15 protein-coding genes and 1 pseudogene are annotated in these 22,347 nt (G+C 73.0%); 14 read left to right on the forward strand and 2 right to left on the reverse strand.

The window, feature by feature from the left end; all coding sequences use genetic code 11:
* Nucleotides 1-115: 115 nt before the first annotated feature.
* The 14 genes from B207_RS32865 (at nucleotide 116) to B207_RS0106565 (ending at nucleotide 18,310) form a co-directional block, all read left to right on the forward strand.
* Nucleotides 116-805, forward strand: coding sequence for an FKBP-type peptidyl-prolyl cis-trans isomerase (locus tag B207_RS32865; RefSeq protein ID WP_018635716.1), 690 nt, complete (start codon nucleotides 116-118; stop codon nucleotides 803-805).
* Between the two features lie 123 nt (nucleotides 806-928).
* Nucleotides 929-2,044: a helix-turn-helix transcriptional regulator gene (locus B207_RS0106505; RefSeq protein ID WP_230204873.1), complete on the forward strand. Its 1,116-nt coding sequence runs from the start codon at nucleotides 929-931 to the stop codon at nucleotides 2,042-2,044.
* A complete protein-coding gene (locus B207_RS0106510; protein WP_018635718.1) occupies nucleotides 2,041-3,000 on the forward strand; it encodes a helix-turn-helix transcriptional regulator in 960 nt (319 codons plus the stop codon). The genes B207_RS0106505 and B207_RS0106510 overlap by 4 nt, the downstream gene beginning before the upstream one ends.
* 10 nt (nucleotides 3,001-3,010) lie before the next feature.
* Nucleotides 3,011-3,226, forward strand: coding sequence for a hypothetical protein (locus tag B207_RS0106515; protein WP_018635719.1), 216 nt, complete (start codon nucleotides 3,011-3,013; stop codon nucleotides 3,224-3,226).
* 371 nt (nucleotides 3,227-3,597) lie between these two features.
* On the forward strand, nucleotides 3,598-3,894 hold the full coding sequence (gene tatA / locus B207_RS0106520) for a Sec-independent protein translocase subunit TatA (protein WP_018635720.1): 297 nt from the start codon (nucleotides 3,598-3,600) through the stop codon (nucleotides 3,892-3,894).
* Between the two features lie 303 nt (nucleotides 3,895-4,197).
* The gene (gene tatC, locus B207_RS0106525; RefSeq protein ID WP_026310752.1) at nucleotides 4,198-5,220 is read left to right on the forward strand and encodes a twin-arginine translocase subunit TatC; all 1,023 of its coding nucleotides are present in this window, start codon (nucleotides 4,198-4,200) and stop codon (nucleotides 5,218-5,220) included.
* 54 nt (nucleotides 5,221-5,274) lie between these two features.
* On the forward strand, nucleotides 5,275-8,448 hold the full coding sequence (locus B207_RS0106530; RefSeq protein ID WP_035740171.1) for a DEAD/DEAH box helicase: 3,174 nt from the start codon (nucleotides 5,275-5,277) through the stop codon (nucleotides 8,446-8,448).
* Nucleotides 8,449-8,666: 218 nt separating this feature from the next.
* The gene (locus B207_RS0106535) at nucleotides 8,667-8,903 is read left to right on the forward strand and encodes a CbtB domain-containing protein (protein WP_018635723.1); all 237 of its coding nucleotides are present in this window, start codon (nucleotides 8,667-8,669) and stop codon (nucleotides 8,901-8,903) included.
* An 81-nt stretch (nucleotides 8,904-8,984) separates the two neighbouring features.
* Nucleotides 8,985-9,725 carry a CbtA family protein gene (locus B207_RS0106540; protein WP_018635724.1) on the forward strand — a complete coding sequence of 247 codons (741 nt, stop codon included), beginning with the start codon at nucleotides 8,985-8,987 and terminating at the stop codon, nucleotides 9,723-9,725.
* Complete coding sequence (locus B207_RS0106545; RefSeq protein ID WP_018635725.1) at nucleotides 9,722-10,735, forward strand: cobalamin biosynthesis protein; 1,014 nt, start codon at nucleotides 9,722-9,724, stop codon at nucleotides 10,733-10,735. Before B207_RS0106540 ends, B207_RS0106545 begins: the two co-directional genes overlap by 4 nt.
* Nucleotides 10,732-12,366, forward strand: a complete 1,635-nt coding sequence (locus B207_RS0106550; RefSeq protein WP_018635726.1) for a cobyric acid synthase — start codon at nucleotides 10,732-10,734, stop codon at nucleotides 12,364-12,366. The genes B207_RS0106545 and B207_RS0106550 overlap by 4 nt, the downstream gene beginning before the upstream one ends.
* On the forward strand, nucleotides 12,367-16,383 hold the full coding sequence (gene cobN / locus B207_RS0106555) for a cobaltochelatase subunit CobN (RefSeq protein WP_018635727.1): 4,017 nt from the start codon (nucleotides 12,367-12,369) through the stop codon (nucleotides 16,381-16,383). It begins immediately after the preceding gene.
* Between the two features lie 125 nt (nucleotides 16,384-16,508).
* Nucleotides 16,509-17,303 (forward strand): VOC family protein, encoded by a 795-nt coding sequence (locus B207_RS0106560; protein ID WP_026310756.1) that lies wholly within the window; start codon nucleotides 16,509-16,511, stop codon nucleotides 17,301-17,303.
* A 203-nt stretch (nucleotides 17,304-17,506) separates the two neighbouring features.
* Nucleotides 17,507-18,310, forward strand: a complete 804-nt coding sequence (locus B207_RS0106565) for a VOC family protein (protein ID WP_018635729.1) — start codon at nucleotides 17,507-17,509, stop codon at nucleotides 18,308-18,310.
* Between the two features lie 175 nt (nucleotides 18,311-18,485).
* On the opposite strand, the pseudogene B207_RS32870 reads toward B207_RS0106565, so the two are convergent.
* Nucleotides 18,486-19,139 (reverse strand): annotated as a pseudogene (locus B207_RS32870) (carbonic anhydrase).
* Nucleotides 19,140-19,399: 260 nt separating this feature from the next.
* The gene (gene rph / locus B207_RS0106575) at nucleotides 19,400-22,000 is read right to left on the reverse strand and encodes a rifamycin-inactivating phosphotransferase (RefSeq protein WP_026310757.1); all 2,601 of its coding nucleotides are present in this window, start codon (nucleotides 21,998-22,000) and stop codon (nucleotides 19,400-19,402) included.
* Between the last annotated feature and the right edge of the window lie 347 nt (nucleotides 22,001-22,347).

Below are 22,347 nucleotides of genomic sequence, written 5' to 3' on the forward strand. Positions count from 1 at the left end.
GCTATGTGGTCCTCTACAGTCGGTCTGCACTGGCTCGTCGAGAGCGTGACGCCGGCGTCGCGGCCGCGCCGGCCGTCGTGACGGCGTCGCGCGCAACCAGAGGATCTCAGTTTCCGTGACCTGTATCTCCCATGGTGTCACCGCCCGTCATCGTCGCCGGCTGGTCGGCCTGGTTCTGCCCGCCGTACTCCTGGTGCCGCTTGCCGCCTGCTCCTCGTCGGTCGCCCCCGACGGCACCGCCGCCGCGCCCGTGCCCAGCGCGGCGGCCCAGGCCTCGCAGGTCGGCACTCCGCCGGCGGTGCAGAACGCCACTGATCTCACCCGCAAGCCGATCGCCGCGGCGGGCAACGGCCTCGCGCCGCCGACGCTGGTCACCCAGGATCTGGTGACCGGCGACGGGGCCGAGGCGAGCGACACCAGCACCGTGACCATCCAGTACGTCGGCACGATCTGGAAGTCCGGCGAGCAGTTCGACGCCAGCTGGGACCGGGGCGCACCCGACTCGTTCCCCCTCCTGAACACCATCCCCGGCTTCGGCCAGGGCATCAGCGGGATGAAGGAGGGCGGGCGCCGGCTGATCGTGATCCCGCCGGAGCTGGGTTACGGCCCAGAGGGCGGGCAGCCGCCGCTGATCCTCGCCGACGACTCGCTGGTGTTCGTCGTCGACCTGCTCGAAGTCGGCGGCGGCCAGAGTGACGACGGCCAGAGTGACGACGGCCAGAGTGACGACGGCCAGAGTGGCGGCGAGGCGGGCGGCGGTGACGGCGCCGCGGGGGGTGCGGAATCCCCTGCCGGATCGCTCTGAGTGCCTGCTTTCTGGCATCGCGGCAGGCGGGGCCGGTTACCGCGTTCACGGCGAGTGCGGCTAGCCTGATCCGATGTGTCCCGCCGACGGCTGGAGCGTCTGCTCAACCTGACGATGTGCCTCATGGCCACATCGCGCTTCCTCACCGTGTCCCAGATCGGGGAGATGGTGGAAGGCTACGAGCCGGGGGAGTCCGAGGACTCCCAGGAGGCCTTCCGCCGGATGTTCGAACGGGACAAGCAGTACCTGCGTGAACTCGGCATCCCGGTCGAGGTCGGGTCGGATTCCGCGTTCAGTGACGAGCAGGGCTACCGGATCCCCCGGGGCGACTACGCCCTCGGAGAGATCGCGCTTGATCCGGACGAGTTCGCGGTGCTGGCACTGGCAGCCTCGCTGTGGTCCACCGAGACCCTGGCCGCGCCGGCGGCGAGCGCGCTGCGCAAGCTCGCCGCCGCCGGCGCGCCGGTGCGCCCGGTGGCGCTCGGCGGGCCGGATCCCCTTGTGGTCTCCTCCGGTACGGAGGGCTTCGACGGGTTCGAGCCCCGTGTCGACGCGACCGAGCCGGCGTTCGAGGCCGCGCTCGCCGCGGTGCAGGCGGGCCGCGAGGTCTGCTTCCCGTACCGCCGCCCCGGGCAGACCGAGGACACCGAACGGCACGTGCAGCCCTGGGGTGTGCTGTCGTGGCGTGGGCGCTGGTACCTGGTGGGCCATGACCTGCGCCGGGAGGCACCGCGGGTGTTCCGGCTGTCCCGGGTGACGGGTCCGGTACGGGAGGTCGGCCCCGCCGGGGCCTTCACCGTCCCGCCGGATGTCGACCTGCGGGCGATGATCTCCGCCACGGAGCCTGCCGAGGCCCGTGTGACGGCGGTGCTCTGGGTGCGGCGCGGCTGCGGGCACGCGCTGCGGCGGCGGGCCCGGTCGGTAGCCGACCCCGGCCGGTTCGGGTCGGCCGTTCCCGCCACCACGGCGTCCGCCACCACGGCGTCCGCCACCGCTCGCGGCCGGTCCGGTGACGGCGATCTGCTCGAGGTCGAGTTCTCCGATCTCGAGCGTTTCGCTCGCTGGGTTGTCGGCTATGGCCCCGACGTGACCGTGCTGGAGCCGTCCGACCTGCGCCGGGAGGTCGTCCGCAGGCTGCGGGCCACTGTCGCCGCGACGGCACCCGGGGCCACCGTCAGGTCGGGCCCGCCGGTGCCGGCGGGGCAGAGCGGCGCGCTGGCCGGGTCCGGGCCGCGATGAGCGGGTCGGCGGACCGTCTCAGCCGGCTGCTGGCGCTGGTCCCGTGGCTGCGGGCGCACCCGGGGGTGTCCCTCGGGGCCGCCGCCGCCGAGTTCGGCCTCACCGTCCGGCAGCTGCGCGCCGACCTCGACCTGCTGTTCGTCTGCGGGCTGCCGGGAGGTGCGCCCGGCGACCTGATCGACGTGAGCTACTCCGGTGACCAGGTCACCGTCGTCGACCCGCAGACCCTCGACCGCCCGCTGCGGCTGACCGCGGACGAGGCCATGGCGCTGCTCGTCGCCGCCCGCGCGCTGACCGACATCCAGGGCCTGTCCGGTCGGGAGGCGCTGGACCGCGCGCTGCGCAAGGTCGAGGACGCCGTCGGCCACGAGTCGGCGCGGCACGTGCGGGTCGCCCTCGACGCTCACGACGAGGTGCTGGCCGTGCTGCAGGGCGCCATCCGGGAGCGGCGGCGGGTGCGGTTGCGCTACCTGGTGTGGGCCCGGGACGAGATGACCGAGCGGGACGTCGACCCGATGCGGGTGCTGGTCCGTGGCGGCTACTGGTACCTGGAGGGCTGGTGCCACCGGGCCGCGGCGGTGCGGCTCTTCCGCCTCGATCGGATCGACGGCCGGGACGGTGTGACGGTGCTGGACGTCGCCGCGCAGCCGCCACCGGACGCCACCCCCCGTGACACCGCCGAGGGGATCTACCAGCCGGGGCCGGACGACATTCCCGTCCGCCTCGACCTGGACCCGCTGGCCCGCTGGGTCGTCGACTACTACCCGGTGTCGGATGTGCGGGAGCTGCCCGACGGAGGGGTCTCCGTACTCCTCCGGGTAGCCGACCTCGCGTGGCTGAACCGCCTGGTCCTGGGCCTGGGGCAGCTGGTGCGCAGGGTGGAGCCGGCCTCGGTGGCCGCGAGTGTCCACGATCTGGCGGCCCGCGCGCTCGCCGGTTATCCCGAGAGCTCGTAAGGTGACCGGTGTGCCCCTGCTGCTCGTTCACCTCGTCCTGATCGTCGGTTCGCTCGGTGTGCTGGTGCTGTGCGCGCTGCGGCTGTGGGGGCAGGTCCGGGCGACGAAGACGGCCGCGCTCGAGCTGAAGGAGCGGGCAGCCGATCTCGCCACGAAGTCCGGGGAGCTGGCGGGGCGCATCGAGTCCGCGGAGGTGGCCACCCGGTTCGCCAGCCAGACCAGGTGACCGGGTCCGGGTCGCGGCGTGTCGCCCGGCCCGCCGCACACCGCCATCAGCCGTGCCGCGGCCCGGCCCAGGCCGGCCCGGCTCTGCGGTGCCGGCACCCACGCTGTGCCGGGCCTGGCGCTGCAGTCGCTTCCCAGCCCCGGCAGGAGGAGCGCCGAGGGCTTCAAACCGTGCCCGGAATGTGTCCCGAGCAGCAGCGCTGCCGGCAGGGGCGGGGCATAGAAGCACTGGTGACACGGGCCATCCCCGGCCCGTTCGCGAACACGTCACCTGTGGGATACCCGGCTACTGTCTATACCCTCCTAGGCTGGCCGACGTAGCATCGAGCCGCACGGTCTCCCGAACGGACCGGTAACTGGAGGACGCCTGCCATGCCTAACCTGGGTACGACCGAGATCATTATCATCGCGTTGGTAATTCTGGTGCTCTTCGGCTCGAAGAAGCTGCCGGACGCGGCCCGTTCCTTCGGTCGGTCCCTGCGCATCTTCAAGGCCGAGACCAAGGGTCTGCGCGACGACGACGCCACCTCCAGCGCTGCTCCGGCCGCCGCGGCCCCGACGGCTCCCGCCGCCGCACCGGTCGCACCGCTGCCGATCGAGGGCCGTCCCGCCGCCGCGCCGGGCACCTCGGTCAACGGCTCCGCGCCGGTGGACGCCGAGCGCCGCTGACCGTGCCGGGGCGCTCCAGGCCATCTGCTCGGGCTGACTCGCCGCGCTGATCGCCGCGCACGCCGGTGGCGGGTTCCCCGCACCGGCCGCGCGCCGATCAGCGTTGGCTGATCAGCGTTGGCAGTGGTCTGGGTCGACCGACCAGGCCCGTACGGGGTCCGCCCGTCCGGGGCCGGTCCGCGGGTTCCGCCCGTGGCCCGGTGTGTAGTAGCTGTGGGTCTCTCGCGCCGGTGCCCACCTGGCTGCGGCCGTGTCCGCATGCCGTCCGCATCCATCGTCCTCATCGAGCAGGAGCCGCACCCCGTGCCACGGTTGCCAACGCCGAGCAGGCTTGCCTCGTCGGTACACGATCGGCGTGCCCGCACGGTCGAGGACAGCAGGATGCCCCTCACCGAGCACCTGCGTGAACTGCGCAACCGGCTGGCCAAGGCACTCATCGCCTTCGCGGTCGCATCGATCGTCTGTTTCATCGTCGAGCCGGACATCTTCCAGTGGCTCATCGAGCCCTACTGCGCGCTGCCCGCGGACAAACGTGGTGACCTCGACGGTGACGGTTCCTGCACGCTCTACTTCTTCGGCATCCTGGACGCCTTCACGATCCGGCTGAAGATCTCCATGCTGGCGGGTGCGGTGTTCTCGGCGCCTATCTGGCTCTACCAGCTCTGGTCCTTCGTCACGCCGGGCCTGCACCGGCACGAGCGCCGCTGGTCGCTGAGTTTCGTCTGCGCCTCGCTGGTGCTGTTCGCCGTCGGTGGCCTCTTCTCCTACCTCACGCTCGAGACCGGCCTGAACCTGCTGCTCGGTTTCGGCGGTGACGGTCTCGTCAGCGTTCTCGACGGAAGCAAGTACCTGAGCTACGTCATCGCGATGCTGCTGGTCTTCGGGCTGTCGTTCGAGATCCCGCTGCTGGTCACGATGCTGAACCTGGCCGGCCTCGTCACGACCGCCAAGCTGCGGTCCTGGCGGCGGGCCGAGATCTTCCTCGTGTTCGTCTTCGCCGCGGTCGTCACCCCGAGCCAGGATCCGTTCACCATGCTCGCCCTCGGCCTGCCCATGATCGTGCTCTACGAGGTGGCGCTGGTCATCGGCTGGGTCAACGACCGACGGAAGGCCAGACGGGGCGACACCTCGCCCTACGCCGACCTCGCGGACGACGAGGCCTCCCCGCTCGATCTCGACGACACCGGTACCGACCAGGTACCGCCGGCGCCGCGGGTGACGGCCGAGCCCGCGAGGGCCGGTTCGGGGGCCGCGCACGGCAGCGCCGCGGGCGCCGGCACGGCTGGGTCGGCGTCGTCCGACAGCACGCACGGCGACATCACCTGACCCCGCCGGATACCCGCCCTTTGCGCCGCGCCAGGGCAGCGTAGGGTGAGTGACGTGTCGTCCGCGCCCGGCGCCGTCGAGGAGTTCGTGGCCCGGTATCCGTTCGGGCTTGATCCTTTTCAGTCCGAGGCCGTCGAGGCCCTCGCCCGTGGCGAAGGTGTGCTGGTGGCGGCCCCGACCGGTGCCGGCAAGACGATTGTCGGTGAGTTCGCGGCGCATCTGGCGCTGGCGACCGGCACCCGCTGCTTCTACACCACGCCGATCAAGGCGCTGTCGAACCAGAAGTACGCGGACCTCGTCGCCCGCTACGGGGCCGCCTCGATCGGTCTGCTGACCGGCGACACCTCACGCAACGGGGACGCACCGGTGGTGGTCATGACCACCGAGGTCCTGCGCAACATGCTGTACTCCGAGGCGGCTGACAGCAGCCGGCTCGCCGATCTCGGCTATGTCGTCATGGACGAGGTCCACTACCTCGCGGACCGCCAGCGCGGCGCCGTCTGGGAGGAGGTGATCATTCATCTCCCGAACCACGTCCGGCTGGTCTCGCTGTCCGCGACGGTCAGCAACGCCGAGGAGTTCGCCGAGTGGCTGGTCACCGTGCGCGGCCACACCCGGGTGATCGTGAGCGAGCATCGCCCGGTGCCGCTCTACCAGCACGTCCTGGCTGACCGCACCCTGCACGACCTGTTCGTCGACAGCACCGGGGGGCTCGGGCCGTCGGGGCTGGTCCTCGAGCCGGACCGCGCCGGCCCGCGTGGCGGCAGGGGTGTGCGCCCAGGCGGGCCCGCGTCCACCGACGCGTTTCCCGGCCGGGGCGCGGGCGGTGGCTCTGGTGCCGGGCCCGCTGCCCGGTGGGGTGCCGGCGCCGGGCCCGGGGCGGACGGCAGTCGCCGGGTGGGTGCTCGGAACGGTGCCGGCGGCAGTGGTGCCGGCAGCAGTGGCGCCGGTGGTGGTGGCGCCGGTGGTGGTGGGGCGACGGGGCGGGGCGGCGACGGGGAGGCTGCCGGCGGCCGCACGGTCAATCCCGATCTGCTGCGGCTGGCCCGGGAGGAGTCCCAGTCGGTGTACGACCGCGGGCGCGGCCCCCGGTCGTCGTCGCGGCCGGGGGCACGGCCCGGCGGTGGCGGTGGGCGACGGCGTTACGGGCCGCCGAGCCGCCCGGACGTGATCGTCAGGCTGGACCGGGCCGGGCTGCTGCCCGCGATCGTGTTCATCTTCAGCCGGGTCGGGTGCGACGCCGCGGTGACGTCGTGTGTCCAGGCGGGCCTGCGGCTGACGACGTCCGACGAGCGTCGGGAGATCAACGCGCACGTGCGGGCCCGGACGGCCGGGATCCCGCAGGCCGACCTGGAGATCCTCGGCTACTGGCAGTGGCTGGACGGGCTGGAACGCGGCATCGCCTCGCACCACGCCGGCATGCTCCCCACCTTCAAGGAGGTGGTGGAGGAACTGTTCGTCCGGGGTCTGGTTCGGGCGGTGTTCGCCACCGAGACGCTCGCGCTGGGCATCAACATGCCCGCCCGCACCGTCGTGCTGGAACGCCTGACGAAGTTCAACGGCCAGACCCGCGCCAACATCACGCCCGGCGAGTACACCCAGCTGACCGGGCGGGCAGGCCGTCGGAGCATCGACGTCGAGGGGCACGCGGTCGTGCTGTGGCAGCCGGGGCTGGACCCGCTGGCGCTGGCCGGTCTCGCCTCGACCCGTACGTATCCGCTGCGGTCGTCGTTCCGGCCGTCCTACAACATGGCGGTCAACCTGGTCGGGCGCCTCGGCGCGGACCGTGCGCGGGTCGTCCTGGAATCGTCGTTCGCGCAGTTCCAGGCGGACAAGGCCGTGGTCGGCATCGCCCGGGCGGTTCGCCGCAACCAGACCGCCATCGATGAGCTGGCGGCGGCGCTCGACTGCGACCGGGGTGCTGTCCTCGAGTACGACGATCTGCGGCGGCAGATCCGGGAGCGGGAGAACAACCTGTCCCGCGCGGGGACGGTGCGCCGCCAGTCCGAGGTGGCGGAGGCGCTGGCGAAGCTGCGCAGCGGCGACGTGGTGCGGGTGCCGGCCGGCCGCCGCGGTGGCCTCGTCGTGGTCCTGGACGCCGGTGTCGATCCGGGTTCGCCGGAGGGCCCGCGGCCGGTGGTGCTCACCGTCGACCGGCAGGTGCGTCGGCTGTCCATGATTGACTTCCCGGTGGCGGTGGAGCCGCTCGCCCGGGTGCGGATTCCGAAGTCGTTCAACCCCAGGTCGCCCCAGGCGCGGCGTGACCTGGCCTCGTCGCTGCGCAACACCCGGGTGCCGGACGAGCCGGGCCGTCGGGAGCGGATGCGCTCCCTCGCGGCGGACGACGCCGAGCTGGCCCGGTTGCGCCGCGCGCTGCGGGCCCACCCCGTCCACGACTGCCCGCGGCGGGAGGAGCACCTGCGCTCCGCCGAGCGGATCGACCGGCTGCGCCGGGAGACCGCCGGGCTGGAACGCAAGGTCGAGGGGCGGACGAACACCGTCGCTCGCACGTTTGACCGCGTTCGCGACACCCTCGCCGAGCTGCGTTATCTCAGCGCGGACGGCGACGCGGTGACCCCGGCCGGCGCGATGCTGGCACGGATCTACACCGAGCAGGACCTCCAGGTCGCCGAGTGCCTGCGGACCGGGGTCTGGGTGGGCCTGACTCCGCCTGAGCTGGCGGCGGCCGTCTCGACGCTGCTGTTCGAGCCGCGCGGCGACGACGTGGCGCCGCCCGCCGTTCCCGGCGGGCCGGCGCTGCGCGACGCGCTCGCGGACATGGCCGGTGTGTACACCCGTCTCGGTGAGGTGGAGGACGAGCACCGGCTCGGTTTCCTGCGCGCGCCTGACCTGGGGTTCGTGCCGGCGGCCTTCGGCTGGGCGTCCGGTCGTGGGCTGGAGCGGGTCCTCACCGAGGCCGGCGCCGACCTGACGGCCGGCGACTTCGTCCGCTGGATGCGTCAGCTCATCGATCTCCTCGACCAGATAGCCCAGATCGCGCCGGCCTTCGCGGTCGCCTCCGCCGGCGCCCGGGCGCGCGGCGAGGCGGAGGGCGTGGCTGGAGGCGAGGTGGGCGGAGGACCCGGCGGTGAGAGGGCCGAGGGGCCTGCCGACCGGGGAGCCGGCGGCTCGGCGGGTGGCGCGGGGCTTGTCGAGGTCGGCCGGGTGGCGCGGGCGGCGATGGACGCCGTGCGCCGCGGTGTGGTGGCCTACTCGATGTCGGTGTGAGCGGGGTGCCGGTGTGATGGGTGGAACTCGCTGTTGACGATGAGTTGGGTCACCTCGTAGCCTGACTCCCGTTAGTCGTGATGTTGACAGGAAGCCGGTGGGATTCCGGCGCGGCCGCGCCACTGTGTCCAGGGGAACCACAAGGGTTCGCCGGGAAGCCAGACCCGTTTCGTCGCGAGTGAACCAGCTGGACGCGTGATCCCTGGGAGGACCCTCGCATGGCCGATTCTGCCGCTCCGTCCGCCGTTCCTGCTCCGCTGGTCGGCGGTGCCGCCAGCCCGGTGAAGCTTCCGCTGCGTGAGATCGCCCCCTGGGCGGTGCTCATGGGCGCGTTGATGCTTCTGGCGATCTATTTCATCGGCTCGGAAGAGGGCGCTTTCTCCATGGTGGGCGGCACCTGGATCCACGAGTTCGTGCACGACGGCCGGCACCTGCTGGGTTTCCCCTGCCACTGATCCACTGATTTTCCGGCGGATCGTTCACCGGCAGGCGGCGGAGGCCGTTCTTTCATGATGCGCAGACTTCTTGTGTTTGGCATGCTCGCGGGTCTGGTCGCGGGTCTGGTCGGCTTCGGGTTCGCCTCGGTCACCGGCGAACCTCAGGTGGACGCGGCGATCGCCATCGAGGAGGCCGCGGCGCCGCCGCCGGTCCCCGGTGAGCCCGTCGAGCCCGAGGAGGTATCCCGGGGGACGCAGAAGGGCATCGGGCTGGCGGTCGCGACGGGCCTTTACGGCGTCGCGATGGGAGGCCTGTTCGCGATCGCGTGCGCCGTCGCCTACGGCCGTGTCGGCACGTCGGGGATGCGGTCCACCTCGGCGGTGGTCGCGGCTGTCGGTTTCGTGGTGGTGGCGGTCATCCCGTTCCTGAAGTACCCGGCGAACCCGCCGGCGGTCGGGAATCCGGACACGATCGACCGGCGCACCGGCCTCTACGTGGTCATGGTGCTCGTCGCCGTCATCGCGGCCCTGCTCGCCGCGCAGGCCGGCCGCGCGGTGGCCGCCCGGGTCGGTGCCTGGAACGCGGCACTGGCGGCGACCGGGGTGTTCACCGTCCTCGTCGTGGTGGCCGCGGTCCTCCTCCCCGTCGTCAACGAGGTGCCGGACTCCTTCCCGCCGGAGCTGCTGTGGCGCTTCCGGCTGTCCTCGCTGGGCACGCAGACTCTTGTGTGGGCGGTGCTGGGGCTTGGCTTCGGGCCGCTCGCCGACCGGGTGCTCAACCCGGCGCCCGCACGGCGCACCCCGGCGGTGGCGGCGTCACCGAGCCCGTCCGCGGGGTGAGGGCGAGCGGCCGCGCACGGGCGTACGGGCTGCTGCTCGGAGTCGTCCTCGACACGCTGTTCGCCGATCCGGCCCGGGGCCATCCGGTCGCGGGGTTCGGGCGGGTCGCGGCCCGCCTCGAGCGGGCCGCCTACCGCGACAGCCGGCTCGCCGGCGTGGCGTACACGGCGGTCCTGGTCGGTGGTCCGGCGGTGGTCGCCGGGCGGGTGGAACGCGGGCTGGCGCGCGCACCGGCCGGTTCCCGCGGCGAGCACCGGGCGAGGCGCGGGGCCGGGCTGGCCGCGACGGCGCTGACCGCGGTGGTGACGTGGTCGGTGCTGGGTGGCGCGTCGCTGCGCCGGGAGGGCCGGGCGCTCGGCGGTGAGCTGGCCCGGTCGGATCTTGCTGCCGCGCGCCGCCGGCTGCCCTCGCTGTGCGGCCGGGACCCGTCGGTCCTCGACACCGGCGGGCTGTCCCGGGCGGGCGTCGAGTCACTGGCGGAGAACACTTCGGACGCCGTTGTCGCCCCGCTGCTGTGGGGCGCGGTCGGCGGTCTGCCCGGCCTCGTCGCCTACCGTGCGGTGAACACCCTCGACGCGATGGTCGGCTACCGCAACGCGCGTTACCGCCGTTTCGGCTGGGCAGCGGCCCGCGCCGACGACCTGGCCAACCTGCTGCCTGCCCGGGTCTGCGCGCTGCTGACCTGTGCCTGCGCGCCGGTGGTCGGCGGCTCGCCGGCGCGGGCGTTGCGGACGCTGCGTCGCGACGGCCGCCGCCACCCCAGCCCGAACGCGGGCATGGCGGAGGCGGCGTTCGCCGGAGCGGCCGGGCTGCGGCTCGGCGGTGAGCTGCGGTACGCCCACGGCGTCGAGCACCGCCCCGAGCTGGGGTCGGGGCGCCGGCCGGGTGCCCGGGACCTGCAGGTCGCAGCACGCCTGTCGGCCGCCGTCACGGTGGCCGCCGTCGGGCTGAGCGCCGGGCTCGCCGCCGGGCTGGCGGCGGTCCGACCCGCCGCGGGCAGAGCACGGTGACCGGCCGCATCGCGGCCACGGGCGGCGGCGCCGGCGGTGGCGCCGGCCGTGGGGCGGTCGGTGGGGCGTTGCTGGTCGCCGGGACCGCCTCGGACGCAGGCAAGAGCATCCTCACCGCCGGGCTGTGCCGGTGGCTGGCCCGCGAGGGCGTGCGGGTCGCCCCGTTCAAGGCCCAGAACATGGCGCTGAACTCGGTGGTGACCGCCGACGGCGCGGAGATCGGCCGGGCGCAGGCGATGCAGGCCGCGGCCGCCGGGGTCGCGCCCGAGGCCGCGATGAACCCCGTGCTGCTCAAGCCCGGCTCCGACCGCCACAGCCAGCTGGTGGTGCTCGGACGTCCCCTCGCCGAGGTCGACGCGCTGGGGTACCGGCCGTACAAGGAGCGTCTGCTCGGCATCGTCCTGGACTGCCTCGCCGACCTGCGCGGCCGGTTCGACGCGGTGATCTGCGAGGGGGCGGGGTCGCCGACGGAGATCAACCTGCGGGCGACCGACATCGCCAACATGGGCTTGGCGCGCGCGGCGGGCCTGCCGGTGCTGGTCGTCGGCGACATCGACCGTGGGGGTGTGTTCGCCTCCCTGTTCGGGACACTCGCCCTGCTCGACCGGGCCGACCAGGCCCTTGTCGCCGGCTGGGTGATCAACCGTTTCCGTGGGGACGCCCGGCTGCTCGAGCCCGGGCTGCGCCAGATCGAAGGACTCACCGGACGTCCCGTCCTCGGCGTCCTGCCCTGGCTGGCGGGCCTGTGGCTCGACGTCGAGGACTCGCTGGACCTGCGCTCACATCCGGATCCGGACCTGGGCCCCGCCGACGGGTCGGCCGGGCCGGGCGCGGGTGGCGGCGCGGACACCGGCCCGGACCGGCTGCGGGTCGCTGTCATCCGCTTCCCGCGCCTGTCGAACATCACCGACCTGGACGCCCTGCGCGCCGAGCCGGGGGTGTCGGTGCGGCTCGCGACCAGCGTGGACGACATCGCCGACGCCGACCTGGTGGTGCTGCCGGGGACCCGGGCGACCGTCTCCGACCTGGCCTGGCTGCGGCGGCGCGGGCTCGCCGACGCGATCGTGGCCCGGGCCGCCGCGGGTCTGCCCGTGCTGGGGATCTGCGGCGGCTACCAGATGCTCGGGGTGCGCATCGACGACGACGTCGAGTCCCGGGCGGGGGAGGTGCCCGGCCTGGGTCTGCTGCCACTGATCACCCGCTTCGCGCCGGACAAGGTGCTCGGGCAGCGGTCGGGGGTCAGCGCGGACGGCCATCCCGTCACGGGCTACGAGATCCGGCACGGCCGACCGGTGCTCGACGAGTCGCTGCGACCCGGCGGGACGGGCTCCCGTCTCACCGCGGTGGAGCGGTTCGCCGTCGACGGCGCGCGGGTCGGCGGCGTCCATGGGACGAGCTGGCACGGGCTGCTGGAGAACGACCAGTTCCGGCGGGCCTACCTGGCCGGTGTGGCGGCGGCTGCCGGCCGGTCGTTCCGCCCGGCCGAGACCTGTTTCGCCGATGTCCGGGCCCGCCGCCTCGATGCCCTGGGCGACCTCGTCGCCGACCATCTTGACCTGCGGGCGGTGCGCACACTGCTGGAGCGCGGCGCACCGGCCGGTCTTCCCTTCGTCCCCCCGGGAGCACCCTGAATGTCGACGGAGCAGCCGAGCCCGGCAGACCAGCCGAGCCCTGCCGAGCAGCTGAGCCCTGCCGAGCAGGTGGATCCGGTGATCGCTCTGATCTCGACGGCGGACACCGAGCTCCTCGCCGCGCGTGCCTGCCCAGCGCCCTGGCGGGTCGCGAACCCGGCACGGCTCGAAGCCGAGGCGGTACCCGCGTTCCTCGCCGGTGCCGAGGTGGTCGTCCTGCGTCTCCTCGGCGGGGAGCGGGCCTGGCCCGACGGCCTGGCCGCCGTCGTGGCCAGTGGGCTGCCGGTCGTCGCCCTCGGCGGCGAGGCGACCCCGGACGCCGCGCTGATGGCCCGCGGGACGGTGCCGGCCGGTGTCGCCACCGAGGCGCTCGCCTACCTGGTCGAGGGCGGTGTCGCCAACCTCGCCGAGCTCTACCGCTTCCTCTCCGACACACTGCTGCTCACCGGCCTCGGTTTCGCCGCGCCGGTCGTGCTGCCCGAGCACGGCAGGCACGGCGAGTGGGCGGTCAAGGCCGACCGGCCCACCGTCGGTGTCGTCTTCTACCGGGCGCACGCGACCTCCGGCAACACGGCGTTCGTCGACGCCCTGTGTGACGCGCTCGAGGGCGCGGGTGCGAACGCGCGTCCGGTGTTCTGCTCCACGCTGCGCGGCGCGGCCGCCGGGGGGGTGCTGCGCGATCTCGTCGGGGTGGACTCCCTGGTCGTGACGGTGCTCGCCGCCGGCGGCACCCGCCCCGCGGACGCCTCCGCCGGCGGTGACGAGGAGGCGTGGGACGTCGGTGCGCTCGCCGCGCTGGACGTCCCGGTCGTGCAGGGGCTGTGCCTGACGTCCTCCCGGGCGGTCTGGGACGGCAGCGACGCCGGCCTGTCGCCGATGGACGCCGCCATGCAGGTCGCCATCCCCGAGTTCGACGGCCGGATCATCACCGTGCCGTTCTCGTTCAAGGAGGAGGGGCCGGGCGGTGTCCCGGTGTACGCGGCGGATCCGGAGCGCACCGCCCGGGTCGCCGGGATCGCCGCGCGGCTGGCCGCGCTGCGGCACACCCCGCCCGCCGAGAAGAAGATCGCTATCGTGCTCTCCTCGTATCCGACGAAGCACTCGCGGGTGGGCAACGCCGTCGGCCTGGACACCCCCGCCTCGGCGGTGCTGCTGCTCGACGCGCTGCGCGTCGCCGGCTACGACCTCGGTGACGGCTACCCGGGGGAGGAGTTGCGCCGCGCCGCCACCGACGAGATCACCAGGCCGGACGCCTCGGTCGGGGACACGCTGATCCACGCGCTGATCGCCGCCGGCGGCCACGACGTCGAATGGCTGACCGCCGAACAGCTCGCCGCCGCGCCCGCGCGGGTGCCCGCATCGGCCTACGAGCGCTGGTTCGCCCGCCTGCCCGAGTCGCTGCGCGCGGCGATGTCCCGGCACTGGGGCCCGCCGCCCGGCTCGCTCTACGTCGACGACGGCAGCCCGCTGGTCGGGACCGGCGCGGCGAACAGCGCGGCGAACAGCGCCGCGAACGGTGCGGGGGCGCGGTCGGGGACGCCGGCGGCGGAGCCGGCGATCGTGCTGGCCGCGCTGCGGTTCGGCAACATCGTCGTGATGATCCAGCCGCCTCGGGGGTTCGGGGAGAACCCGGTGGCGATCTACCACGACCCCGATCTGCCGCCGTCCCATCACTACCTGGCGGCCTACCGCTGGCTGGATGAGGTCTTCGGCGCCGACGCCGTCATCCACCTCGGCAAGCACGGAACGCTGGAGTGGCTGCCCGGCAAGGGGCTCGGCCTGTCGGCCGGCTGCGCGCCGGACGCCGTCCTCGGCGACCTGCCGTTCGTCTACCCGTTCCTGGTCAACGACCCGGGGGAGGGCACCCAGGCCAAGCGCCGCGCGCACGCGGTGATCGTCGACCATCTGGTGCCGCCGATGGCGCGGGCCGACTCCTACGGCGACATGGCCCGGCTGGAACAGCTCCTGGACGAGTACGCGACGCTGGCCGCCCTCGACCCGGCGAAGCTGCCGGCGGTGCGCGCCCAGATCTGGACGTTGATCCAGTCCGCCCAGCTGCACCACGACCTCGGCCAGGCCGACCGGCCCAGCGACGACGACTTCGACGACTTCCTGCTGCACGTCGACGGCTATCTGTGCGAGGTGAAGGACACCCAGATCCGCGACGGTCTGCACATCCTCGGGGTGGCGCCGGCGGGGGAGGCGCAGACGAACCTGGTGACCGCGATCCTGCGCGCGAACCAGATGTGGGCGGGCAGCGCAGGCGCCGTTCCGGGGCTGCGCACGGCGCTCGGGCACACCGAGGGCGACCTCGACGCGTCCCGGGCACAGGTGGACGCGTTCGAGGAGACGGCCCGCTCGCTGGTCGCCGCGCTGGAGTCCGCCGCGTGGTCGCCGGACGCCGTCCGCGACGTCGTGGCCCGTTATGTGATCTCCCCAGCCGACGCCGACGCCGACGCCGACGCCGACGCCGACGCCGGTGCCGGTGCCGGTGCCGGTGCCGGCGAGCCGGGGGGCGGTGTCGGGGTGCCGGCCGCGGCGCGGAGCGAGGTCGAGCGGGTCCTCGCGTTCGCGGCGACGGAGGTCGTCCCCCGGCTGGACCGCACCCCGGACGAGATCGGCAACACGCTGCGGGCGCTCGACGGCCGGTTCGTCCCGCCCGGCCCGTCCGGCTCGCCGACCCGCGGTCTGGTCAACGTGCTGCCCACCGGCCGCAACTTCGCCTCCGTCGACCCGAAGGCCATCCCCTCCCGGCTCGCCTGGGAGACCGGCCGCGCGCTCGCCGACTCGCTGCTGGAGCGCTACCTCGCCGACACCGGCGGCTACCCGGCCTCCGTCGGGCTGACCGTGTGGGGGACCTCCGCCATGCGTACCCAGGGCGACGACATCGCCGAGGTGCTCTGGCTGCTCGGCTGCCGCCCGACCTGGGACGACGCGTCCCGGCGGGTGACCGGCTTCGAGATCGTGCCGGGCCCGGAGCTGGGGCGTCCGCGGGTCGACGTGGTGGTGCGGATCTCCGGGTTCTTCCGCGACGCGTTCCCGCACGTCGTCGCCCTGCTCGACGACGCGGTGCGGGCGGTGGCCGCGCTCGACGAGCCGGACGACGTCAACGCTCTGGCCGCGCACGTCCGTGCGGACCTGGCCGCCCTCGGCCTCCCCGGCGCCCTGCGCCCGGCGAGCCCGCCCGGCTCGGCGGATCCGGCTGGTTCCTCCGGTTCGCCCGGTTCGCCTGGTTCCTCGGGTGCGGTCGATCCGGCGGCGCTGCGGCGGGCGACGACGCGGATCTTCGGGTCGAAGCCCGGGGCCTACGGCGCCGGCCTGCTGCCCCTGATCGACTCGAGGCAGTGGCGCTCCGACGCCGACCTCGCCGAGGTGTACGCGGTGTGGGGCGGCTACGCCTACGGCCGCGGCCTGGACGGCGCCGAGGCCCGGGCCGACATGGAGACGGCGTTCCGCCGCATCCAGATCGCGGTCAAGAACCAGGACACCCGCGAGCACGACCTGGTCGACTCGGACGACTACTTCCAGTACCACGGCGGGATGGTCGCCGCCGTGCGGGCGCTGACCGGGACGTCTCCCGCCGCCTACGTCGGGGACAGCGCGCTGCCCGACGCGGTGCGCACCCGCACCCTGCAGGAGGAGACCCACCGGGTGTTCCGCGCCAGGGTGGTGAACCCGCGCTGGATCGCCGCGATGCGCCGGCACGGCTACAAGGGCGCCTTCGAGCTGGCCGCGACCGTCGACTACCTGTTCGGCTACGACGCCACCGCCGGGGTCGTCCAGGACTGGATGTACGAGTCGCTGGCGGCCTCCTACGTGTTCGACCCGGAGAACCGGGAGTTCCTCCGGACGTCCAACCCGTGGGCTCTGCGTGGCATGACCGAGCGTCTGCTGGAGGCCGCCGAGCGCGGCCTGTGGGAGGCGCCCGAGGAGAGCACGCTGGCCGGTCTGCAGGCCACCTACCTGGAGCTGGAAGGTGACCTGGAGGCCGCGGGGGAGGACTCGCCCGCGGGGTAGGAGGACTCCGCGGCGGCGATGAGTTTCTGTCGGTGGGTAGGTCCCTGGTGTCGACACCACGCGAACGGCGCGGGCGCACCCTGCACGCCCCGCGCACCGTGCGCCCGACGGCGAAGGAGCCCGCGATGCCCGCGAACGACACCACCCTGACCGGCGCCCCCTGCTGGATCGATCTGATGACCTCGGACGTCGACGGCGCCCGCGCCTTCTACGCGGAGCTGTTCGGCTGGGTCCCCGGCGAGCGGTCCGAGGAGTTCGGCGGGTATTTCATGTTCTTCTCCCCGGACGGCCGGATGATCGCCGGCGGGATGCCGAAGCAGGCAGCCGAGGCGCCGGACGTGTGGACCACCTACCTGTTGACCCCGGACGCGGCGAGGACCACGGCGGCCGTGACCGAGCACGGCGGCACCGTGATGGTCCCGCCGATGCCCATCGCGGACCTGGGCACCATGGCGGTGGTCACCGACCCGACCGGCGCCGTGGTCGGCATGTGGCAGCAGGGCACGCACCGCGGGTTCCAGGTGCTCGCCGAGCCGGGTGCGCCGGGCTGGTTCGAGCTGATGACCCGCGACTTCAGGGCCGCCGTGCCCTTCTACACGAAGGTCTTCGGCTGGCAGGCGAAGGTCGTCGGTGACAGTGACGAGTTCCGTTACGCCGTGCTGGTCGACGGCGCCGGCGAGCAGTACGCCGGGGTCATGGATGCCGCCGGCTTCCTCCCGGAGGGCGTGCCGTCGCACTGGGGCGTGTACTTCGCGGTGGAGGACACCGACGACGCCGTCGCGCTGGCCGAGAAGCTCGGCGGTTTCACCGCCCAGGCCCCGGTGGACACCCCCTACGGCCGCCTGGCGATCGCGGCCGACCCGACTGGCGCCGTCTTCAAGCTCGTCGGGCCGAACAAGGAGGAACAGCCGAAGGGCTGACGCCCGCCGCGGGTGACAGCGGGCGGAACCGGGCCTCCGCCCGCGGCTGCCGCCTTCTTCTGCCTGCTTCTGGGCGGGGCGGCCGTGCGGCGATGAGTTTCTGTCGGTGGTCGGGTCCAAGGTGTCGACAGCACGCGAACGGCGAACGACGGGCGCACTCCGCGTCCCGCGCGCCATGTGCCACGACGGCGAAGGAGCCCGTGATGCCCGCTCACGAGACCACCCTGACCGGAGCCCCCTGCTGGGTCGACCTGATGACCGCCGATGTCGACGGGGCGCGCCGCTTCTACAGCGAGCTGTTCGGCTGGACCGCCGAGGAGCCGAACGCCGAGTTCGGTGGGTACTTCAACTTCACCCGCAACGGTCGCCGCGTCGCGGGCGGGATGCCCAAGCAGCAGCCCGAGCTGCCCGACGTCTGGTCCGTCTACCTGCTGACGCAGGACGCGGAGAAGACCGTGGCCGCGGTTCCCGAGCACGGCGGCAGCGTCATGATCCCGCCGATGGCGGTCGCCGATCTCGGCACCATGGCCGTGGTGACGGATCCGGCCGGCGCGGTGATCGGTATGTGGCAGCCGGGAGCGCACCGCGGCTTCGAGCTGCTGGCCGAACCGGGCGCGCCGGGCTGGTTCGAGCTGATGACCCGCGACTTCGGCAGCTCCGTGCCGTTCTACCAGGAGGTCTTCGGGTGGCACACCAAGATCATGGGTGACGGCGACGACTTCCGGTACACCGTCCAGGTCGACGACTCCGGCGACGAGCAGGCGGGGATCATGGACGCGTCGGCCTTCCTCCCGGAGGGCGTGCCGTCGCACTGGGGGGTGTACTTCGCGGTGGAGGACACCGACGCCGCCCTCGCGCTTACCGGCAAGCTCGGTGGCGCCACCGTCCAGCCGGCCACCGACACCCCCTACGGGCGTCTCGCGATCGCGACCGACCCGACCGGGGCCGTCTTCAAGCTGCTCGGCCCGAACAAGGGGGAGGAGCAGGAGGCGCCAGCCAAGGGCTGAGGCACCTTCCCGCCGTCGCCCCGGGGCGGGCCGCACGTGGAGCGGGCCGCCCCGGGAGATCTGGCGGATGCTCGTGGTCGGGGCCGGCTGGCCCGACCCGGCGCGGATGTCCCAGGCTTCGAGGACCGCTTGACCATGGTCCGCGGCGACAGTCGCGGAGGACCGCTGGCGCGGGTTACTGGTGCGGGTTGTCGGAGACCGTGGGTACAGGTCCGTGGCTGTTGACCATGTCAACGGTGCTCTCCGCGAGCCGGTACGACAGGCCGACCACGGCGCATCGTCCTGCGGCGACCTCGGTCGCGAGAAGGACCGACCGGCCGACCAGGCCGTCCACCGTCCGCCGGATGTGCGTGCGCACGAACGCGTCGATATCGGTGTGCCCGGCTGCCCGCGCGGACAGCACGCTGGGCATGACCCGCTCGACCACGTCCCCGAGGTAGCCTACAGGCACGTTCCCGTCACGATCTGCGACGGACGCCGCGGTGACGGCGCCGCACGAATCGTGGCCGAGAACGACGACGAGGGGCGCGCCGAGCACGCTGACGCCGTACTCGATGCTGCCCAGTACCTCGGGCCCCGCGACGTGCCCGGCGGTCCGGACCACGAAGAGGTCTCCCAGCCCTCGATCGAAGATGATCTCGGCTGCCAGTCGGGAGTCGGAACATCCGAACAGCACGGCGAAAGGCTGCTGTCTGGGCGCCACCGCCGAGCGGCGGTCGGCGTCCTAATTCGGGTGCAGGCGTTCACCCTGCACGAAACGCGCGTTGCCTTCCCTCAGGACCGCGAACGCCTCGGCGGGCGAGGAAACAACGAGATCGAGATCGGGCACGCACAGCAACCTATCTCTGGTCCGGGGCACAACGGGCCCGATCGCGACAACGTCACCGGCGTTGCGGAACTCGGCCGACGACCGGCATCGGCACCCGCCGTGCCGTCCGACGGATCAGAAGTCGAGCAGGTCGTCGCGGAAGAGGTCGTGCGAGCCTGTCGGCGATCTCGCTGACGGACCGGCGGTGCACCAGCGTGGCGATAAGGAGACCGTCGCCGCCGACGGTCTCCATGACGCCGTGACCCCGGCCGCCGGGTCGGTCAGGGCAGGATCTCGACGTACCCGTCGGTTCCGCGCACGCGGATCCGCTGCCCGTCCCGGATCAGCCGGGTGGCCTGCTCCACACCCACGACGGCCGCCACGCCGTACTCCCGGGCGATCACCGCGCCGTGCGTCATCAGGCCGCCGACCTCCGTCACCAGGCCGGCGACCGCGACGAACAGGGGCGACCAGCTGGGGTCCGTGAAGGCCGTGACCAGAATGTCGCCCGCCTCGAGCTCGGCCTGCGCCAGGTCAAGGATGACGCGGGCCCGCCCCTCGACGGTCCCGGCGGAGACCGGCAGGCCGACCAGGGCGCCGGCCGGCACGTCGTCGCGCCGGTACGCGCCGGTGAGGGCCTCGCCGTCCGAGGTGAGGACCCGGGGCGGGGTGAGCGCGTGGTACGACCGGAACGCGTCCCTGCGCTGCTGGAGGAGCCGGTCATCCACCTGCTGTGAGGAGCGCACGACGTCGTGGAGCTCCTGGAACGTGAGGTAGAAGATGTCCTCCCGCTCGCGGAGGACGCCGGCCCGCACCAGGCGCCCGGCCTCCGCCAGCAAGGCCTGCCGGTAGACGAAGTAGCGGCTGACGATGCCGTACTTCGGGTACTCCCGGTACCCGATGAAGGTTCGGACCCGGTCGATCATCCGCCCGGCCTCGTCGGCCTTCTGGTCCCCGTCCGGCAGGGCCCGCAGGCGTGACAGCACGTCCTGCGTCTTCTGCTGTGCCTTCTGCCGGCCCTGCTCGAAGCGCCGCCGGGCGGCACCCGGCTCGAAGTTCCTGACATTGTCGAGGATGACGGGCACGAGCATGGTGGGGCGCTCGCGCCACCGCGGCCTCGTGATGTCGATCTCGCCGACGCAGCGCATGCCGTACCGGTCGAGGTAGGCCTCGATGGCGTCGCGCGCCTCGGCCCCGCCCGGCAGCGTCGCCAGCTCGTCCAGGAAGCCGTCGTCCTCGACGCCCTGCAGGAACGTCACGACCTCCGAGTGCGGGCGGATCACGTCCGCGACGTCGAGCAGCGCCAGGCCCATCTCGGACGTGACGTTGCCGGGAGCGGACAGCGTCAGCGTGTCAGCGGCGTTCTTCTCGCCCAGCCACTCCTGCAGCCGGTCGTTGAGCCACCAGGTGGCCTCCATCCCCGCCATGATCACCTGCATGCTCAGTGGATCGCTCAGGACGCGCCGGTGTTCCTCGAAGGCCTCCAGCAGGAAGTCGAACAGTGCCGGTCCGGTCCTCGTCCGGATGTCGTGCTCGAGGGCGGTGACGGACGCCCGGCTGCGCTCGACCAGCTCGGTGACGATGGCCGGATCGGTCTCGATCGGGATGGGCGCGGCGCGGCCCGGCGGCCCGGCGGGACTCGTGTCCGGGAGTGACGGGACGAAGCCGTCACGGTCGAGGACGGTCTCCAGCGCGTCCCTGACCAGCGGATCGCCTCTCCCCATGACGTCCAGCAGGCCGGCGCGGCTCGCGGGTGAGGCCAGCCGCCGGGTGACGTCGACGAACAGCCTCCCGCCGGCCTCGTGCATCGGCGCCAGGGCCGTCAGCTGCCACAGGGACAGCCCCAGCGGCTTCATGGGGTCGGTCATCATCTGCCCGTGACCGACGGAGACGTAGACGTGGTTCTCCTGGTCACCGGCCTCGGGGATGGGGAACAGCGTCGTGATCGGCCGGCTCTGCACGATCTGGAAGTCACCCTCGGCCAGGCACCATTCGATGTCCTGCGGGCGGCCGAAGTGCGCTTCGATCCGCCGCCCGAGCCGCACGAGCCGCAGGACCTGCGCGTCCGTCAGCACCGGCTGCCTCTGCCGCTGCGCGTCGATCGCCACCACCCGCGTACCGCCGGCCGCCACGGCGTGGACGGCACGCTGTTTGGCGGCGATCGCCCGGGCGACGACATCGCCGTGCCGCACCGTGAAGACGTCCGGGTTCACCAGGCCGGAGACCACGGCCTCGCCGAGGCCGAAACCGGCGTCCACGGTGGCGACCGTCCGGTTGCCCGTGACAGGGTCAGCCGTGAACAGGACACCGGCCGCCGCCGGGAGAACCATCTGCTGCACGACCACGGCCATGTGGACCGTGCGGTGGTCGAGGCCGTGGCGCTGGCGGTAGGCCACGGCCCGTTCGGTGAACAGCGAGGCCCAGCACCGGCTGATGTGCCGCAGGATCTCCGCCGGCCCCACGACGTTCAGGTAGGTGTCCTGCTGGCCGGCGAAGGAGGCCGCCGGCAGGTCCTCCGCCGTCGCGCTCGATCGGACGGCGTAGGCGGCCTGTTCGCCGTGCCGGGCAAGCGCGCCTGTGATCGCCGCCGCGAGATCGCCCGGGATGGTGACCCCTTCGATGAGCCGACGTAGCTGCGCGCCGAGTGCCCGGATCCCCTCCCGGTCGTCCGGGTTCACGCCGGACAGCTGATCCAGCCCATCGTCGATCGCCGGCGCTTCCGCCATGATCCGCCGGAAGGCTCCAGCGGTCACACAGAAGCCACCCGGCACCCGGATGCCGTCGATCCGCGACAGCCCGCCCAGGTGCGCGCCCTTGCCACCGACGGCCGCGGCCTGCGTCTCGTCGACCTCCTGAAGATCCAGGACGTAATTCTCGATCATGATCGATGCCTCCACGGCAGCCATGCTCGTCTCTGCTGAGGCGGCCGATCGCATCACCGCCGCCACCAGCGCTGTCGAACCTCTCGTCGGGCCCACCGCGCTTTTCCGTGCGTCGTGGCCTCGGCGGACGATTCTGCGGCATGACCCGGGCCTTGCCGCAAGCCCCCCGGTGCGCTATAAATTAGAAGAGGCGGGGAGCGGTTTTTCTCTGCCTTTTCGTTTCTCTGCCTCTTTTTATCTCTGTCTTTCTTGTGTCGTTCATCTCGCGTCGTCTGCGTTATGTCGCCGCCGAAACTGGCTGGCTTCCCTGCCGGGTGGTGGGCGTGCCCATACGGATTCGTGGGCGC

Origin of the sequence: Parafrankia elaeagni, assembly GCF_000374165.1 — a bacterium.
GTDB classification, from domain to species: Bacteria; Actinomycetota; Actinomycetes; order Frankiales; family Frankiaceae; genus Parafrankia; species Parafrankia elaeagni.

Bases quoted from the DNA above. Each gene is read 5' to 3' on its own strand.
- B207_RS0106505 (WP_230204873.1), top strand. From the start codon at position 929: ATGGCCACATCGCGCTTCCTCACCGTGTCCCAGATCGGGGAGATGGTG.
- B207_RS0106510 (WP_018635718.1), top strand. From the start codon at position 2,041: ATGAGCGGGTCGGCGGACCGTCTCAGCCGGCTGCTGGCGCTGGTCCCG.
- tatA (WP_018635720.1), top strand. From the start codon at position 3,598: ATGCCTAACCTGGGTACGACCGAGATCATTATCATCGCGTTGGTAATT.
- B207_RS0106535 (WP_018635723.1), top strand. From the start codon at position 8,667: ATGGCCGATTCTGCCGCTCCGTCCGCCGTTCCTGCTCCGCTGGTCGGC.
- B207_RS0106540 (WP_018635724.1), top strand. From the start codon at position 8,985: ATGCTCGCGGGTCTGGTCGCGGGTCTGGTCGGCTTCGGGTTCGCCTCG.
- cobN (WP_018635727.1), top strand. From the start codon at position 12,367: ATGTCGACGGAGCAGCCGAGCCCGGCAGACCAGCCGAGCCCTGCCGAG.
- B207_RS0106560 (WP_026310756.1), top strand. From the start codon at position 16,509: ATGCCCGCGAACGACACCACCCTGACCGGCGCCCCCTGCTGGATCGAT.
- B207_RS0106565 (WP_018635729.1), top strand. From the start codon at position 17,507: ATGCCCGCTCACGAGACCACCCTGACCGGAGCCCCCTGCTGGGTCGAC.
- rph (WP_026310757.1), bottom strand. From the start codon at position 22,000: ATGATCGAGAATTACGTCCTGGATCTTCAGGAGGTCGACGAGACGCAG.